This window comes from Kitasatospora sp. NPDC058063 (assembly GCF_042885395.1).
In the GTDB taxonomy this organism is placed as follows: Bacteria; Actinomycetota; Actinomycetes; order Streptomycetales; family Streptomycetaceae; genus Kitasatospora; species Kitasatospora lactacystinica.
On record NZ_JBHVSD010000024.1, the window covers coordinates 89,382 to 106,228 of the forward strand.

13 protein-coding genes are annotated in these 16,847 nt (G+C 73.9%); 5 read left to right on the forward strand and 8 right to left on the reverse strand.

What is annotated here, in order from left to right; translation table 11 throughout:
- Positions 1–6: 6 nt before the first annotated feature.
- The 4 genes from fxsT to pdxH form a co-directional block, all read right to left on the reverse strand.
- Positions 7–4,020 (reverse strand): FxSxx-COOH system tetratricopeptide repeat protein, encoded by a 4,014-nt coding sequence (gene fxsT, locus ACFVUY_RS33135; RefSeq protein ID WP_387691566.1) that lies wholly within the window; start codon positions 4,018–4,020, stop codon positions 7–9.
- On the reverse strand, positions 4,010–5,398 hold the full coding sequence (locus tag ACFVUY_RS33140) for a TIR-like protein FxsC (protein WP_387691568.1): 1,389 nt from the start codon (positions 5,396–5,398) through the stop codon (positions 4,010–4,012). Before ACFVUY_RS33140 ends, fxsT begins: the two co-directional genes overlap by 11 nt.
- Before the next feature lie 240 nt (positions 5,399–5,638).
- Positions 5,639–5,830: an FxSxx-COOH cyclophane-containing RiPP peptide gene (fxsA, locus tag ACFVUY_RS33145; protein ID WP_359913861.1), complete on the reverse strand. Its 192-nt coding sequence runs from the start codon at positions 5,828–5,830 to the stop codon at positions 5,639–5,641.
- Positions 5,831–5,984: 154 nt separating this feature from the next.
- Positions 5,985–6,683 (reverse strand): pyridoxamine 5'-phosphate oxidase, encoded by a 699-nt coding sequence (gene pdxH, locus ACFVUY_RS33150; RefSeq protein WP_387691665.1) that lies wholly within the window; start codon positions 6,681–6,683, stop codon positions 5,985–5,987.
- A 371-nt stretch (positions 6,684–7,054) separates the two neighbouring features.
- Here pdxH and ACFVUY_RS33155 point away from each other — a divergent pair, with 371 nt between their 5' ends.
- Together ACFVUY_RS33155 and serC are read left to right on the forward strand one after the other, a co-directional pair.
- Positions 7,055–8,155: a citrate synthase 2 gene (locus ACFVUY_RS33155; protein WP_387691571.1), complete on the forward strand. Its 1,101-nt coding sequence runs from the start codon at positions 7,055–7,057 to the stop codon at positions 8,153–8,155.
- 174 nt (positions 8,156–8,329) lie between these two features.
- Complete coding sequence (gene serC / locus ACFVUY_RS33160) at positions 8,330–9,457, forward strand: phosphoserine transaminase (RefSeq protein WP_387735986.1); 1,128 nt, start codon at positions 8,330–8,332, stop codon at positions 9,455–9,457.
- A 444-nt stretch (positions 9,458–9,901) separates the two neighbouring features.
- On the opposite strand, the gene thpR is transcribed toward serC, so the two are convergent.
- A complete protein-coding gene (gene thpR, locus ACFVUY_RS33165) occupies positions 9,902–10,489 on the reverse strand; it encodes an RNA 2',3'-cyclic phosphodiesterase (RefSeq protein ID WP_387691575.1) in 588 nt (195 codons plus the stop codon).
- A gap of 44 nt (positions 10,490–10,533) precedes the next feature.
- Here thpR and ACFVUY_RS33170 point away from each other — a divergent pair, with 44 nt between their 5' ends.
- Positions 10,534–11,070, forward strand: coding sequence for a GNAT family N-acetyltransferase (locus ACFVUY_RS33170; RefSeq protein WP_387735989.1), 537 nt, complete (start codon positions 10,534–10,536; stop codon positions 11,068–11,070).
- 45 nt (positions 11,071–11,115) lie between these two features.
- Here ACFVUY_RS33170 and ACFVUY_RS33175 read toward each other — a convergent pair whose 3' ends face one another.
- Both ACFVUY_RS33175 and ACFVUY_RS33180 read right to left on the reverse strand, forming a co-directional pair.
- Positions 11,116–12,666 carry an MFS transporter gene (locus tag ACFVUY_RS33175; RefSeq protein WP_387735991.1) on the reverse strand — a complete coding sequence of 517 codons (1,551 nt, stop codon included), beginning with the start codon at positions 12,664–12,666 and terminating at the stop codon, positions 11,116–11,118.
- 122 nt (positions 12,667–12,788) lie between these two features.
- Positions 12,789–13,223, reverse strand: a complete 435-nt coding sequence (locus tag ACFVUY_RS33180) for a MarR family winged helix-turn-helix transcriptional regulator (RefSeq protein ID WP_030235202.1) — start codon at positions 13,221–13,223, stop codon at positions 12,789–12,791.
- Positions 13,224–13,343: 120 nt separating this feature from the next.
- Between ACFVUY_RS33180 and ACFVUY_RS33185 the strand changes: the two genes are divergently transcribed.
- Positions 13,344–13,802, forward strand: coding sequence for a VOC family protein (locus ACFVUY_RS33185; RefSeq protein ID WP_359905722.1), 459 nt, complete (start codon positions 13,344–13,346; stop codon positions 13,800–13,802).
- 295 nt (positions 13,803–14,097) lie between these two features.
- A complete protein-coding gene (locus tag ACFVUY_RS33190; protein ID WP_387735993.1) occupies positions 14,098–14,979 on the forward strand; it encodes an MHYT domain-containing protein in 882 nt (293 codons plus the stop codon).
- 117 nt (positions 14,980–15,096) lie between these two features.
- Here the strand turns inward: ACFVUY_RS33190 and ACFVUY_RS33195 are convergent, their stop codons facing one another.
- Positions 15,097–16,815, reverse strand: coding sequence for a hydrogenase maturation protein (locus ACFVUY_RS33195; protein WP_387735995.1), 1,719 nt, complete (start codon positions 16,813–16,815; stop codon positions 15,097–15,099).
- Positions 16,816–16,847 lie beyond the last annotated feature (32 nt).

Genomic DNA, 16,847 nt, shown 5'->3' on the forward strand with positions numbered 1-16,847 from the left:
CGTCCGTCACACGTGCGGCGGCTCCACGTCGGAGTCCAGCCGCGTCCCGGCCCGCACCGCGATCGTCGTCGGGTGCTCCTCCCCCAGGGTGATCCGGGCCCGCCGGATGCAGTCCGCCCGCAGCTCCGCCGCCCGCTCGGCGTACCCGAGGGCGGCCATCGACAGCGAGAGGTTGGAGTTGATGCCGATGGAGTCGTAGTGGTCCTGGCCGAGGGCCTCGGTCATCAGCGGCGCGGCCTCCAGTTCCAGGTCGAGCGCGTCCTGGAGCTCCCCGGCCAGCGACAGGTCGTTGGCGTGGTTCATCATCGCGATCGGGATGTAGAGGTGGTGCGCGCCGAGGACGGTGCGGAACTGCGCCAGCGTACGGCCGGACAGGTCGCGCGCCTCCGTCGCGCGCCCCGCCAGCCGCAGGTACACCGAGAGGTTGTTGGCGCCGGCCAGCGTCACCGGGTGGTTCTCGCCCAGGTAGTCGCGGTACCGCGCCAGCGCCCGTTCGGCCAGCGGGATCGCCCGCCCGGTGTCGCCGAGCGCGTTCAGGTCGCTGGCCAGGTTGGTGGCGGCGGCCAGGGTGTCGGGGTGCTCGGGGCCGTTGATGTCCAGGTAGCGCTGGTAGATGTCCTCGTCGATCTCCAGGGCCTCGTGGTACCGGCCGGCCCGGCGCAGCGCCACGGCCAGGTTCTTGCGGGCGCGCAGGGTGTCGGTGTGGCTGTCGCCGATGGTCTGCTGGTAGATCCGGACGGTCTCCTCCAGCAGGTCCAGGGCCTCCCGCAGCCGCCCGGTCTCGCGCAGGTCGCGGGCGTAGTTGGAGGCCGAGGAGAGCGCGTAGAGGCTGTGCGCGCCGAGCGCGTCGCGCTGCTGGAGGTAGTTGCTGCGGTGCCGTTCCAGGGCGGCCCGGCGGTCGCCGGCCAGGTAGTCGGAGACGGCGAGGTTGTTGGTGATCATCAGGGTGCGGGGGTGGTCCGGGCCGAGGGTGCGCCGGGCGGCGTCCAGGGTGCGGCGGTCGAGCGCCCGGGCCTCGTCGTAGCGGCCGAGGAAGCGCAGGTCGGCGCCGAGGCTGTTGGCGACGGCGAGGGTGTGGGAGTGCTCCGGGCCCAGGGTCGCGGTGAAGCGCTCCAGGATGTCCCGGTCCATCTCGTACGCCTCCTGGAGGGCGCCCTGGGAGCGGCGGATGTTGCTCAGCTGGGTGCGCAGCATGAGCGTCTGGGCGTCGTTGTCGGCGTCGAAGCCGGGCCCGCCGTAGCCGTCCTGGCGCCAGTGCTCCAGGGTCCGTTCGGCGAGTTCCCGGCCGGACTCGTGCAGGCTGCGCTTCCACTGGTAGCGGACCGAGTCGATGATCCACTGCCGGACGTCCTCGTCGGCGCTGTCGAGCGCTCCGGACGGCCAGAGGTGGGGCAGGAGTTCGGCGTACTCGGCCCAGTTCACGGGCACGTCCGGGTCGCCGGGGTTGGCGGTGGCGAGCGCGGCGTGGACGACGCCGCGCAGTTCGGCCCGCCGCTCCTCCTCGACCTGGTCCCGCAGCACCGCCTGGACCAGCCGGTGCACGGTGATGGTCTCGCTGCCCTGGTCGGTGCGGGCGAGCCCGAAGCGGTTGATGGCGCGCAGGAACTCGCCGATCGCGAGCTTGTCGCGGGGCGCGCGTGGGGGCAGCCGCAGGGCGCGGGTGACGGCCCGGCTGTAGAGCAGCCGCATCGGGATGGCGTCCGGGCCGAAGAAGGCGCAGATCTCCAGGATCTGGGCGGCCGGGGCGTTCATCCGGCGCAGTTCCTCGACCGAGATGCGCCAGGTCGCGGCGGCCGAGTGCGGGTAGTCGGCGGCGCGCAGCCGGGTGCGCTCCAGCATCTCGGTGAGCTCTTCGTCGAGCAGTTCGAGGTAGGTGGCGATCGGCATCGACGTCTCCTGGAGCCAGACGGCGGCCTGGCCGACGGCGAGCGGCAGGTCGCCGAGGCGCTGCGCGACCTGGTCGGCGTCCTCCGAGGAGAGCCCGCCGTTGAAGCGGCGCAGCAGCCGGACGCTCTCCTCGCGGAGGAAGACGTCGACCTCCACCAGGCCGGCGTGCCGGGCCCAGCCCTGGTTGCGGGAGGTGATCAGCACGTGCCCGCCGGAGGAGCCGGCCGGCTGCCAGGGGGCGAGCTCCTCGGGGGTGCCGGCGTTGTCGAAGACGAGCAGCCACCGGCGGTACGGCTGGCCGCGGCGCAGCGCGTCGAGCACGGCGGCGGCGGTGTGCGCGACGTCGTCGCTGGTGGGCACGCCGAGCCGGGGCGCGAGTTCGGCGAGCTTCTGCGGGATGTTGGCGGGCTCCTCGGCGGGCACCCACCAGACCACGTCGTAGGCGGCCTTGAAGCGGTGCGCGTACTCGGCGGCGATCTGGGACTTGCCGGCGCCGCCGAAGCCGTAGAGCACCTGGCTGAGCACGGCGGCGGGCCCGCCGGTGAAGCGGTTGCGGAGCAGTTCGAGCAGCTTGCCGCGGCCGATGAAGGCGGCGTTGCGCGAGGGCGCCTCCTGGACCTGCGGGGCGGTGCCGGGGAACCGCGCGGGGGCGGCGAACTCCCCGCTGTCGGTGTCCGACTGGCGGCTGCTGCCGGGCGGTGGGCCGAGTTCGGCGTAGAGCTGGGACTCGGCGCCGACCGCGGAGGAGCGGACCAGGTCGGGCACCGGCGGCCCGGTGAACGGGCGGGGCACCGGCTCGTCCGAGTCCTGGAGCCGGAAGGCGACCAACGACGGTGATCCGGAGGCGAGTTCGCGCCCCTGGAGGAGCTGCCAGACCTCGGCCGCGCGGGGCAGCGCGGTGTACTCGGGCGAGAGCAGCGCGAGCAGCCGGCCCTGGCCGTCGACCGGCCCGGCGACCTCCGGCGGCCGGGAGCCGCTGTACGGCTCGGCGGCGCTGTGCAGGGAGGTCTGGTAGCCGAAGCGGGTGAGCGTCCCGGCGGCCCACTCGGCCCACATCCGGTCCTCGGGGGCGTAGCTGACGAACACCTGGCGCGGAACCGCCCGGGCGGAGCGCAGGTAGGCGCCGTAGAGCCGGCGGCGGGTCTCGGCGGTGAGCGGGCGCAGGGCGCGGACCCGGCCGTCGGTGATCCAGCCGGCCAGCCGCTCGAAGGCGTTGAGCAGGCTGCGGGCCTCCTGCGGCCGGTCGGCGACGGTGGCGGGCACCTCCTCGTAGGCGTAGAAGGGCTTGTACGGCACCTCGACGTCGGCCCAGTAGCCGGCCCGGCGGTCGCCGGCCAGCCAGCGGCCCAGGTAGGGGGCGAAGGCCTCGCGGGCGTAGTCGCGGCCGGCTTCCAGGCGCTCCTGCTCGGCGTCCTCGACCCGCATCGGCACCGGCAGGACCCGGATCGCCCGCTCCTCGGCCGCGGCGATGTCGCGGGCCGCGTCGACGCCGCCGCGGATGTTCTGGACGCTGAAGGTGAAGCAGTCCACCACGGTGTCGGGCATCAGGACGGTGCAGATGCCGGAGGTGTCGCTGACGCCGGTGCGGCTGTCGATGAGCACGTAGTCGTAGCCGCGGGCCCAGCGGTCGCGCAGCTCGCGCAGGAACTCACCGCCGCGGATGTCCCGGCCGTGGTAGAAGCTGCGCCAGTTGAAGCTGGTGACGGCGGCGGCGTAGGCGGCGTTCTGCCGGCCGGCGGGCAGGAAGTCGAGCCGGCCGCCGGGCGGCAGGTCGAGGGCGAGGCCGCAGACGTAGCCGTCCAGGCGCCCGGGCTCGTCCAGCCAGGCGGCCGGGGACTGCCCGACCGGCCCGGCGGTGGAGGGCAGCGCCTGCTTGACGTAGGAGCGCAGCAGGTCGATCAGGCCGTCGGTGGAGTGCAGTTCCGGGTCGACCAGCAGCGGGTGGTAGTACCGGTGGAGGCCGGGCGCCTCCAGGTCCCAGTCGACGACCAGGACGCGCAGGCCGCGGCTGGCGAGGATCCAGCCGACGTTGGCGAGCGCCATGGTGCGGCCGGTGCCGCCCTTGAAGGAATAGAACGTGACGACCGATCCCGGTCCGCCGCGCTCCGGATCCGCGCCGGGCTCAGTGGTCATCGTTCTTCTCCCCCCTCAGCGGGACAGCGGTGTCCTTGCCCCGGCTCTGGTGCGGCAGGTCGGTGGAACCCGGGAGGCCCCGGTTGACGCGTGCGGGCCCCCGGCGGGGCCCCGGCGGGCCGGCCGGGATGGTCAGCCCGGGCATCGCCGGGCCGGCGTCCGGGCCGCCGGGGCCGAGGCCGAAGGCGTCGCCGCCATCGTCCCCCCAATCCAGGTTGTCGTCCATGAGCTTGTTCTGAGCGACCGTCACCATGATGGTGAGGTCGTTGTCGAAGCTCTCCCGGCTCACTTTGACCCGGAACAAGTGCTCCAGGTCGCTCCGGCGCAGCCAGTTGCGCCGGAACACGTCGCGCACGCCCGCCCAGAGCGCGTCGCGCTCCGGCCCGTCGGCCGGGTCGCCGCTGCCGGCGGGCACCATCACGCCGGTGACGGGGTGGTTCTGCTCGTCGTACGCGCGCAGCGCGGAGCGGTAGCGCTCGGCTCCGGCCACCCACGGGTCCACCAGCAGGATGCTGACCTGGCTGTCCTCGCGGGCCTGGTCGAGCTTGTCGGCGAGGGCGGTGTCGACCTCCTCCAGCGTGGTGGTGTGTCCGGCGCCGGTGATCACCTGCTGGGCGCGGGCCGCCAGGGACGGCTGGACGGGCGGGTGGTAGGGCGCCCAGTGCCACGGCTTGGAGCCGTACCAGCCGCCCTCGGCGGCGGACTCCGAGGCGCGCCCGGCCGCGATGAACAGCCGCACCATCCCGGGGGCGGACGCCGCGGGCGGCGCCGCCGGGGGCGGGAAGTAGCCGCGCACGGCGCCCAGGTCGAACTCGGGCAGCTCGCCGAGCCGGCGCGCGGCCGCGTCCCGGACCCGCTCCGCGACCACCCGGACGACCTGCTCGTACGCCCCGCCCTGCGCGGTGCGCAGCAGCGCCCGCAGGCCGTACCGGGCGTAGGCCTCGCCCATGTCCGGCTGGGCCCACTGGATCTTGTTGACCTCGTCGGCCAGGTCGCCCGGCTCGACGGGTTCCCAGAGCACCGGGACGAGCGCCGGGATGAGTTCCCCGGTCTCCTCGTGGTGGCGCCGGACCCGGCCGCGGAAGGCGGTCCACTCCTTGCCGCAGTAGAGGCTGGTGAAGTAGGCCGGGGAGTAGAGCGCGATCATGGTCCGGCTGCGGCCGAGCATCGTGGCCAGCCGCTCGGCCCAGTCGTCGCCCAGGCGCAGCTGTTCGGTGTCCCGGTAGGCCAGTTCCTCGCCGCGCACGCCGGTGCCGACCAGCCGCCCGAGTTCGTCCCGCAGGTCGTTGAAGAACTGGTTGACGAAGGCGTCCTCGGCCTCGAAGTCCCGACGCGCGTAGCTGAAGAAGAAGTACGGCCGGTGTTGTTCGTGCTCCATCACCTGTTCCCCCCGTGCCCAACGGTCCGCGACGGCGCTGGTTTCATACCCCAGCATGTCCCGAACTCCACCGTCCACGCTGGCGAGTTGGCGGATTCGGCCGCCTCGGGGGGTTTAGCCGGTGGTCAGGCGCACTTCCCCGGCCGGGGGCGCTCCGGCGCTCAGGGGGCGCACCGGCGGGGGGCGCGGGCGCCCGTCGGGCTCGACGCGCCGGGCCCGGGGGCGCGGGCTCCTGCGGTGCTACCGGTCGAGCGCCGACTGGAAGGCCGCGAGCGGCTCCGCGCCGGGGGTCAGGGCGTCCGCGACCACCCGGCGCAGCAGGTCACCGAGGACGGTGTCGGGCAGGGCGTCGAGTTCGTCGAGCGGCAGGGCGGCGACGTCGACCAGGTCAGAGCCGAGTCCAGCGGCGGTTCCCGCACCGGTGACGCCCATCAGTCCCTCACTCAGTCCCTCACTCGATCGTGTCGGCACGGCGGGCCGCCGGCCGGAGCTGCATCGGCCCAGGTCCGCGACGGGCATCCTACCGGACGGATGACGGTCCATCAGCTCCGCGCGGACGCCGCGCGGAGCCTTTGGGCCGAAGGGATCACGGGCAGAGCCGCTCCACCCGCCACCCCGTCGGGTCGGACGGGTCGGCGACGTAGCGGAGCCGGTCGTGCAGCCGGTTCTCCCGGCCCTGCCAGAACTCGACGCTCTGCGGGACCACCCGGTACCCGCCCCAGAACGGCGGGACGGGCACGCCCTCGCCCTCCGGGTAGCGCCGCTCCAGCTCGGCGTAGCGCTGTTCGAGGACCTCCCGGCCGCCGACCGGGCTGGACTGCTCGCTGGCCCAGGCGCCCAGCTGGGAGCCGTGCGGGCGGGTGCGGAAGTAGGCGGCGGTCTCGTCCCGGCCGACCTTCTCCACCCGGCCCTGGACGATCACCTGGCGGGCCAGCGCGATCCACGGGAAGAGCAGCCCCGCGTACGGGTTGGCGGCCAGCTCGGAGCCCTTGCGGGAACCGTAGTTGGTGAAGAACACGAAGCCGCGCAGGTCGTAGCCCTTGAGCAGGACGGTGCGCGAGCTGGGCCGCCCCTCGGCGTCGGCGGTGGAGAGCACCATGGCGTTGGGCTCCACCACCCCGGCGTCGTCCGCCTCGTGGAACCAGCGGGTGAACTGGCCGATCGGCTCGGGCGCGAGCCGCTCCTCGACCAGGCCCTCGTGGCTGTAGTGCTTGCGCATCACGGTGAGGTCCGGGCCGGGGCGGGCCTCGTCGGCCAGGGTCCGGTTGGCGGGGCTCGGGGGCATCGACTGGGCGCGATCCGGGGTCTGCACGCCAACATCATCCCGTACGACAAGCAACGGGCGCCGCTACCTCCGGACAAACCCCGGTGGGAGATGAGGTGACCCGCCGCCGCTTGACCGCCCGCCCCGAGGGGAATTGTCCGGAACAAGGCGTTTGACTCCGGGGATCGCAGGGGTTCCGGGGCTCCCCCGGGCACGACCGGCCCCTCCGGCGGGAAAGTCGAGCGGGCCCGCGGGAAACATCACCACGGTGGTGTATGGCGCAATGCACCCCGTGCCTGTCACTCTGGCACCGAGTGCCAAACACCATTCGGTCACTGGTGCGCCGCCCCACCACGGCGGAGCGCCGATCACAGAACTGAGGGAGCCGTCGCATGTCCGATTTCGTACCCGGGCTTGAGGGAGTCGTCGCGTTCGAGAGCGAGATCGCCGAACCCGACCGTGAGGGCGGCGCCCTGCGGTACCGCGGTGTCGACATCGACGACCTGGTGGGCAACGTCTCCTTCGGCCACGTCTGGGGCCTGCTGGTGGACGGCAAGTTCAACCCCGGCCTGCCGGCCGCCGAGCCGTTCCCGATCCCCGTGCACTCCGGCGACATCCGGGTCGACGTGCAGTCCGCACTCGCCATGCTCGCCCCGGTCTGGGGCCTCAAGCCGCTGCTGGACATCGACGCCGAGCAGGCCCGCGACGACCTCGCCCGGGCCGCCGTGATGGCCCTGTCCTACGTCGCCCAGTCGGCCCGCGGCCAGGGCCTGCCGATGGTCCCGCAGAGCGAGATCGACAAGGCCGAGACGGTCGTCGAGCGGTTCATGATCCGCTGGCGGGGCGAGCCGGACCCGAAGCACGTCAAGGCCGTCGACGCCTACTGGACCTCGGCCGCCGAGCACGGCATGAACGCCTCCACCTTCACCGCCCGGGTCATCGCCTCCACCGGCGCCGACGTCGCGGCCGCCCTCTCGGGCGCGGTCGGCGCGATGTCCGGCCCGCTGCACGGCGGCGCGCCGTCGCGCGTGCTCGGCATGATCGAGGAGATCGAGCGCACCGGCGACGCGACCGCCTGGGTCAAGAACGCCCTGGACAAGGGCGAGCGCCTGATGGGCTTCGGCCACCGCGTCTACCGCGCCGAGGACCCGCGCGCCCGGGTGCTGCGCCGCACCGCCAAGGAGCTCGGCGCGCCGCGCTTCGAGGTCGCCGAGGCGCTGGAGAAGGCCGCGCTGGAGGAGCTGCACAACCGTCGCCCCGACCGCGTGCTGGCCACCAACGTCGAGTTCTGGGCCGCCATCATGCTGGACTTCGCCGAGGTCCCGGCGCACATGTTCACCTCGATGTTCACCTGCGCGCGCACCGCCGGCTGGTCGGCGCACATCCTGGAGCAGAAGCGCACGGGCCGGCTCGTGCGCCCCTCCGCGCGCTACATCGGCCCCGGCCCGCGCCGCCCCGAGGAGATCGAGGGCTGGGACGCCATCGTCCGCTGATCCCCTCCCCTGGGATACCGGACGAGCGTCCGGACAGTGCCCCTGAGCAGCGGGTCCGGCTCCGGCCGGGCCCGCTGCCGCACATCTCCGGCCCGCCTCCGGGCAGCAGTGATCACGGTCTCAGCGGGCGGACGGCCGTACCCCGCCGAACCCTCCGGCCGGTAGGCTGCGCGCGTGGCTCAGATCCAGATCCCCGCTGACATCAAGCCCGCAGACGGCCGTTTCGGCTGCGGACCGTCCAAGGTGCGCCCCGAGGCCCTGAGTGCCCTCGCCGCGACCCAGACCTCCCTGCTCGGCACCTCGCACCGCCAGGCCCCGATCAAGGACCTGGTCAAGCGCGTGCGCGAGGGCGTGAGCAGCCTGTTCTCGCTGCCGGACGGCTACGAAGTCGTCCTCGGCAACGGCGGCTCCACCGCCTTCTGGGACATCGCCGCCTTCGGCCTGGTGCGGGAGAAGTCCCAGCACCTGGACTTCGGCGAGTTCTCCTCGAAGTTCGCCTCCTCGGTCAGGGCCGCGCCGTGGCTCGGCGAGCCGACCGTGATCAAGACCGCCCCGGGCACCCACCCGCTGCCGGTCGCCGAGGCCGGCGTGGACGTCTACGGGCTCACCCACAACGAGACCTCGACCGGCGTCGCGATGCCGATCGGACGTCCGGTGGGCGCGGACGAGGGCTCGCTGGTCCTGGTGGACGCGACCTCGGGCGCCGGCGGCCTGCCGGTGGACATCACCGAGACCGACGTCTACTACTTCGCCCCGCAGAAGTCCTTCGCCTCCGAGGGCGGCCTGTGGCTGGCGACGTTCTCCCCGGCCGCGCTGGAGCGCGCCGCCGAGATCGCCGGCTCCGGCCGCTACATCCCGCCGTTCTTCTCGCTGCCGACGGCCATCGACAACTCGTCGAAGGACCAGACGTACAACACCCCGTCGCTCTCCACGCTCTTCCTGCTGGCCGACCAGCTGGAGTGGCTGAACGGCAACGGCGGGCTGGACTGGGCGGTCGCCCGCACCGCGGACTCCTCGTCCCGGCTGTACTCCTGGGCCGAGAAGTCCGCCTACGCCACCCCGTTCGTGGCGAACCCGGCCGAGCGCTCCCAGGTGGTCGGCACCATCGACTTCGACGAGTCGGTGGACGCCGCCGCGGTCGCCAAGGCACTGCGTGCCAACGGCATCGTGGACACCGAGCCGTACCGCAAGCTGGGCCGCAACCAGCTGCGCATCGCGATGTTCCCGGCGATCGACCCGGCGGACGTCGAGGCGCTCACCCACTGCATCGACCACGTGGTGGAGCAGCTCGCGAAGGTCTGACCGGTCCCCCGAGGACACGGCCGAGGGCCACCGCCGACGGGCGGTGGCCCTCTCGCCGTTCCGGGGCCGGGCCGGGGGTCCTCCCGCCGGGGGCGTGTCCTAGGGCGTGTCTGACCATTCGAGTCGGATCAGGGCGCGGCGTCGGGGTGCGTGCATCGCAAGGCGGAGGAGGGAGCCACTGCGGAGCATTGGCGACCGACGACAACGCGGCGAGGTGCGTGCCCCGGCGTCGCGCACCCGGCGGGAATTGTCAGACACGCCCTAGCGGCCGACCAGCGAGCTGATCAGCACGACGACCAGCATCAGCACCAGGGTGCCGGAGACGATGCGCATACGAGTCTTGGGATCCACGGTCATCGAGCGTACCTGCGGCCCGCCCCGGACTTCTCCCGGGCCCCGGCCCCGGGCCCCGCGGCCCCGGTCCTGGAGCCGCCCCGGGGGGCCTCAGCTCCAGTCCGCCAGCGGCCAGGTGTACAGCGACTCGTAGTGGACCGAGCCGCCGCCCGGGTCGCTGCGCACCAGGTGCAGCCCGGTGGCGTCCCACTCCGGCCCCCGGTAGTCGGCCAGCGCCGCCACCAGGCCGTCCAGCTCGGCCGCCGCGACCCGCTGCACGGCCCTGCGGTGGCCGCGCGAGGAGCCGGCCCGGGCGAGGGTGAGGTGCGGGTGGAAGGCGTAGTCGTCGGTCGCCCCGGTGACCTCGGCGGTGGCCGCGGTGACGGCGTCGGCCAGCCGGCGCAGCGCCCAGGCCTGGCCCTCGACCCCGGCCCAGAGCACCCGGTCGCCGAACCGCCCCGCGCCCGCGATCCGCAGCCGGTGCACCGGGTGGACCTCGGCGACGGCGGCCAGGCCCGCCGCCAGCTCCGGCAGCCGCTCGGCCGGCACCTCGCCCAGGAAGGCCAGGGTCAGGTGCCAGCCCTCGACGCCGGTCCAGCGCAGCCGTTCCGCCCCGGGCAGCTCCCGCAGCGGCGCGACCGCGTCGAGGAGCCCCTGCAGCGCCTCGACGGGTGGCAGCACCGCCACGAACAACCTCATGGATCAATCTTCCCGCGCACGCCGGTTCGGGATAGAACGGATCCATGATCGATCCCAGCGGCGTGAAGATCCGCACCGGAGGCCCCGAGGACATCCCCGACGTCCTCGCCCTGCTCGACGGCGCCGTGGCCTGGCTGGCCGGCCGCGGCCGCACCGGCCAGTGGGGCGACCGGCCCTTCAGCACCGACCCGGCCCGGGTGGAGCACATCGCGAAGTACGGCGCCGAGCCGTTCCTGATCCGTCTCGCGGTGGACGACCGGGGCCGTACGGTCGGCTCCTGCGTGCTGTCCGAGGAGCGCGGCGCGTACGTCCCCGCCGTGGCCGAGCGCGAGCTGTTCGTCCGCAACCTGGTCACCGACCGCACCCGCAAGGGCTCGGGCATCGGCGCCGCGCTGATCGCCGACGCGGTGGAGGAGGCCCGCCGCCGCGGCATCGGCCTGCTCCGGGTGGACTGCTACGCCGGCGCCGACCGCGGGCTGGTCGCCCAGTACCGGGCGCTCGGCTTCACCGAGACCGAGGGCTTCGAGGTCGAGCGGCCGGACGGCGCCTGGCCGGGCCAGGTCCTCGCCATCCGGCTCTGAACCGCCACGGGCCCCCGGGACGCCTCCCGGGGGCCCGACGGACGGTCAGCAGGCCGCGGCCAGCTCCGACTTGGCCGCCGGCGCGGTCCGCGGCACGAAGGCCACCACCCGGCCGCCGCGGCCCGGGTGCAGGTCGAACCGCACCCGCAGGTCCGCGCTGCGGGCCAGCACCAGGCCGACCGTGCCGGCCGCCGCCGCGGACACCAGTCCGCAGGCCAGCAGGCCGAGCCGGGGCCCGTACGAGGCGGTCACCCAGCCGACGATCGGGGCGCCGATCGGCGTGCCGCCGGTGAAGACCAGCACCAGCAGGCCCATCACCCGGCCGCGCATCGCGGGGTCGGTGGCCAGCTGCAGCGAGGAGTTGACCGAGGTGTTGAAGCTCAGCCCGAAGACCCCGACCAGCATCAGCAGCAGCGCGAAGGTCCAGTAGTCGGGCGCGAACGCGGCGACCACCTCCAGCGCTCCGAAGGCCAGCGCCGCGCCGACCAGCCGGCGCAGCCGCGGCACGCCCCGGCGGGCGGCGAGCAGCGCACCCGTCAGCGACCCGATCGCCATCGCGGTGTTCAGCAGGCCGTACTGGCCGGCGCCGACCTTGAAGGTGTCGTACGCGAAGCCGGAGAGCAGCGTGGGGAAGTTGAAGCCGAAGGTGCCGATGAACCCGGCCAGCACCATCGGCCAGAGCAGCTCCGGCCGCTCCTTGACGTACCGGAGCCCCTCGCGCAGCTGACCCTTCTCGCGGGCGATCGGCTCGGTCGGGCGCAGTTCGCTCTCCCGCATCGCGAGCAGCCCGCCGATCACGGCGGCGAAGGACAGCGCGTTGACGGCGAACGCCCAGCCGCTGCCGACCGCGGCGATCAGCAGGCCCGCGACGGCGGGGCCGACCAGCCGGGCGGTCTGGAAGTTGGCGGCGTTCAGGCTGACGGCGTTGGCGAGGTCCTTGGGCCCGACCATCTCGGAGACGAAGGCCTGCCGGGTCGGGTTGTCCACCACGGTGACCAGGCCGAGCAGCAGTGCGAAGGCGTACACGTAGTACGGCGTCACCACGCCGCCGACGGTCAGCACCGCGAGGCCTGCGGCCAGCAGGCCCATCGCGCCCTGGGTGAAGACCAGCAGCCGGCGCTTGGGCATCCGGTCGGCGAGCACGCCGCCGAACAGGCCGAGCAGCAGCATCGGCAGGAACTGCATGGCGGTGGTGATGCCGACCGCGAGCGGGCTGCCGGTGAGGCTCAGCACCAGCCAGTCCTGGGCGATGCGCTGCATCCAGGTGCCGGTGTTGGAGACCACCTGGCCGGCGAAGTAGTAGCGGTAGTTGCGAACGCGCAGTGAGGAGAACATCCCCCCGGGCCTGGTGAAGCGGGTGCCGGTCGGGGACGAGGCCGCGTGGGCGCGGCGCTGGGCGGCGGAGTCCGCCGCGGTGCGTTCGTCGGGGTCGTCGTCGCCGTTGCCGGGCAGCCCCGTGGGGGCGGGTGCCTGGGCGTCGGCGGCCGCGGCAGTGGCCGCGGCGGGGTCGGTGGTCGGGTCGTCGGTGCGGATGGCGGCGGCGCTGGCTGCGGCCGGCGGTGTCACGTTGGTCTCCCCTCGTGGCGCGACGGCCATGGCGGTGGCCGTCGCGCTCCTGGTGTCGGTGGTCGGTCCTGCGGTGATGCGGGCTCCTTCTTCTCCCGGCGGCCGGCCGGGGTCGGTGTGCCTCTGAGGTGTGCGAGCCGCACGTGGGCGAGCTACAGGTGGGCGAGCTTGTAGAGCACGGGCGCGGCCTCCCTGAGGACGGCCCATTCCTCCTCGTCGAGCCCCTGGGCGAGTTCGGCGAGCCAGACGTTCCGGCGTCGACGACTCTCCGCGAGAATCGTCTCGGCCTGCTCGGTGCTGCTGACGACCACCTGGCGGCGGTCCTCGGGGTGCGGTTCGCGCCGCACCAGCCCCTTCTCCTCCAGCATCGCGACGATCCTGGTCATCGAAGGAGGCTGCACGTGCTCCTTCCGGGCGAGCTCACCCGGCGTCGCCTTTCCGCACCGGGCGAGGGTGCCCAGCACTCCCATCTCGGTGGGACTCAGCGACTCCTCCACCCGCTGGTGTTTGAGTCGTCGGGAGAGGCGCATCGTGGACGATCGCAGCTGACTGATCGCTGCGAGGTCCTGCTCGGACATCTCGGGCATCTCTTTAGCCTACGTCATTACTCTCGCTAAGGAAAATGAGATCCGCCGCCGTGCCGGAGGGTCACCGCGGTGCCATATTGGTCATGGGCCCCAGCTCTCTCCCGGAAGGGCCGACCTGCCATGTCCGACCTCGCCACCGAGCAGTCCGAGCGGTCCCAGCGGTCCGAACAGCCGCAGCCGTCCGAGCGGTCCGCGCGCACCGGGCCAGGCGACACCGGCTTCGCCCGGCTCGCCATGGTCACCATCGACTGCGCCGACCCGGTCGCGCTGGCCTCGTTCTACGGCGAGCTGCTGGGGTGGGAGACCAGGCACGCGGACGAGCGCTTCGCGATCCTGGACAACCCCGAGGGCGGCAGCCCGCTGGGCTTCGGCCGGGTGACCGGCTACCGGCCGGAACCGTGGACGGAACCGGACGGCAGCAAGCACTTCCACCTCGACTTCTACGTCGACGACCTGGACGAGGCCACCGCGAAGGCCCTCGCGCTCGGCGCCACCGAGCCCGCCTACCAGCACGGCCGCACCCTGCGGGTGCTGATCGACCCGGCCGGCCACCCGTTCGGGCTAGCCCCCCTGGAGTGAGCGCCGACAGCGGACCGCAGCCACCCGGAGGCGGTGCGCAGGCGGTGTCAGGGCTTGGTGCCGGGATCATGCAGGCCGCGTAAAGGCCCATCCTGACCTGGGACTTCACGAAAAGCACGAACATTGTGCGACCGCCGGGCAGTGGTTACTCTCCCGGATTGTCAGGGGCACCACATGCCAGGCTCCTCCCCTGCGGGAGCACGTTCCCGCTCCGGTGCCCGCCGCCGCGCGCCTTCCCCGGCCAGCCGCGTCCGCCCGCGCCCCGGTGCCCTCAACCCTCCTCCAGGGAGCTCCATTGGGTGAGATCCACCATGCCGACCACGGCTGGGTGACACCGGCGGTCTCGTACTTCGTCGCCTGCGTCGGCGCCTTCGTCGCCCTGCGCAGCGCCCGCTGGGCACTCGTCTCCCGGGGCCGCACCCGGGCCGTCTGGCTGCTGTTCGCCTCGACCTCGCTCGGGGCCGGGATCTGGTCCATGCACTTCATCGCGATGCTCGGCTTCTCCGTGACCGGCGTCGAGATCGGCTACCGGCCCGACCTGACCGTGCTCAGCCTGCTGGTCGCCGTCGCCGTGGTCGGCGTCGGGCTCTTCACCGTCGGGTACTGGCGGCGCCGCGTCCTGGCCCTGCTGGTCGGCGGGCTGACCACCGGTCTGGGGGTCGCCGCGATGCACTACCTGGGCATGGCCGCGATGGTCCTGCCCGGCACCCTCGGCTACGACCGGCCCACCGTGGCCGCCTCGGTGGCCATCGCCGTGGTCGCGGCCACGGCCGCGCTCTGGGCCGCGCTCAACATCCGGGGCACGCTCGCCGTGCTGGCGGCGGCGCCGGTGATGGGCGTGGCGGTCTGCGCGATGCACTACACCGGCATGGCGGCGCTCTCCGTCCAGCTGGACCTCTCGCGCTCCACCGAGGCCGGCGTGATGGCGCTCCAGTTCATCTTCCCGCTCGGGGTCGGGCTGGGCTGCTACGTGTTCTTCGGCTCGCTGGCCTTCGCGGTCTCGCCGAGCCGGTCCGACTCCCAGCCCCTGCTGGCCGGTCCGGCCGCCCCGCTGCCTCCGCGGCCCCCGCGCGCCTCCGGGACCGCGCGGGCCGCGGGGGCCGCGCGCACCCCGGGCGACCAGGGCAGCCCGCTGCTCCCGCAGCGGCGGCCGCTGGGCGGGGCCGCCCGGCGCTGAGGCCGGGCACGGGAGCGGGGGCCCGAGCGGGCGTCCGGCCGGGCCCCCCACCCCGGCCGGGCGCCGCCCGTCCCCGCTCCCACTGTCCGAAGGCCCCGCCGGGGCCCGGGCCGGCCGTTACGGCTGTCCGGGCCGCCCGAGCAGCCCCGCCACGTGCTCCGGCGTGGCCACCGGGCAGACCTTGTGCACGAAGTCCCGCCGCAGCGCGTGGTACGGCTCGCCCGCCCGGTAGAAGTTGGCGTGCATCCGGCGCAGTTCCTCCGCCCGGTACTCCACCAGCGGCTTGGCCTCCTCGTCGGCCGCGCGGCGGCGCTTCTTGTCCACCAGCCGCCCGGTGAGGTCCGGCGCTGCGGCGATCCGGGCCGCCTCGCGCGCCACCCAGCGGCGGAACCCGGCCGCGTCCCCGCCGACCGTGCGGTCCACCAGGCCGATCCGGCGGGCGTGGTCGGCGCCGACCGGCAGCGCCTCGGCGGTGAGCCGCTCGGCCTGCTCGGCGCCGACCCGGCGGGGCAGGGTGTACGTCCAGTACTCGGAGCCGTACAGGCCCATCAGCCGGTAGTGCGGGTTGAGCACCGCCGACTCCCGGCACCACACCTCGTCGGCGGCCAGCGCCGCCATCAGCCCGCCGGCGGCCGCGTTCCCGGCCAGCGCCGCCACCGTCACCTTGTCCGTCGTGGTCAGCACCGCCTCGACGAAGTCGTCCATCGCGTTGATGTTCTCCCAGGACTCCAGCGCCGGGAAGGCCGAGCCCTGGATGACGTTGAGCTGGATCCCGTTGGAGTAGAAGTCCCGGGGCGCGCCGAGCACCAGCACCGAGGTCGGCCGGTCGGCCGCCTCCCGGTAGGCGGTGAGCAGCCGGCGGCACTGCTCGGTGCTCATCGCCCCGCCCGCGTGGGCGAATTCGAGGAAGCCGACCTCGCCCTCCTCGCGGTAGCGCAGCTCCGACCAGGTGTCCCGGCGGCCCGCCCGCTCCGGACTCACCGGCACCTCACGGACCCGGTACAGCTCGTCGGCGAGCACCGTGGCGGCCGGCAGCTTGAAGGTGACCGGCCCGCCGGGGGTGCGGCGCGGGCGCAGCTGCGGTATCCACACCGCGCCGTCCACGGTGGCCCGGCAGATCGCGCCGTCCCGGGTGGCCAGCACGGCGCCGGGCACCGGGCCGCGCAGTTCGTCCTCGGGGTGGCCGCCGTGCAGGAAGAACTCCCGTCCGTACAGCTCGTCCAGGACGCCGGGCTGGGAGTCGGCGGCGCGCAGCCTGCGCAGCACGGTGGCGGTGCCGTCCCGCTCCCAGTCGATCCGGCGTTCCTCCTGGCGCAGGAAGGGGCGCGCTTCGCCGTGCACGTCCGGCCGGGCGTAGTCCAGCGGCTCGGGGGTGAACAGCCCGCCCTCGTACCGCTGGACGGCCAGCAGGACGGCCTCGGCGGCGGCGTCGGCGAGCTCGCCCCGGTACAACTCGCTCTTGCCGCAGGCGGGGACGGGGAATTCGACGGACGCCCAGATGTCGCCGGCGTCCATCTCCGCGACGGCCTGCAGCACGGTGACGCCCCAGCGCTCCACCCCCTCGGTGATCGCCCGGTCGAGCGAGGAGGGGCCGCGGTCGCCCTTGGGGCCCGGGTGCACGATCAGGACGGTCCGGGTGGACCAGATGTCCTGCGGGACGGCCTTGGTGAGCATCGGGCAGATGATCAGCTCGGGGTCGGTGCGGGCCACCGCCGCCCTCATCCGCTCGTCGTCGAGGGCGAGTTGGACGGCGACCTGGTGGCCGCGCTCGCGCAGGGCGGTGTGGACGCGCTGGGTCAGGCTGTTGAACGCGCTGGCGATCAGGAGAATGCGCAAGGAGGGCCTCCGGCGGGAACTGGGGTCGCGCG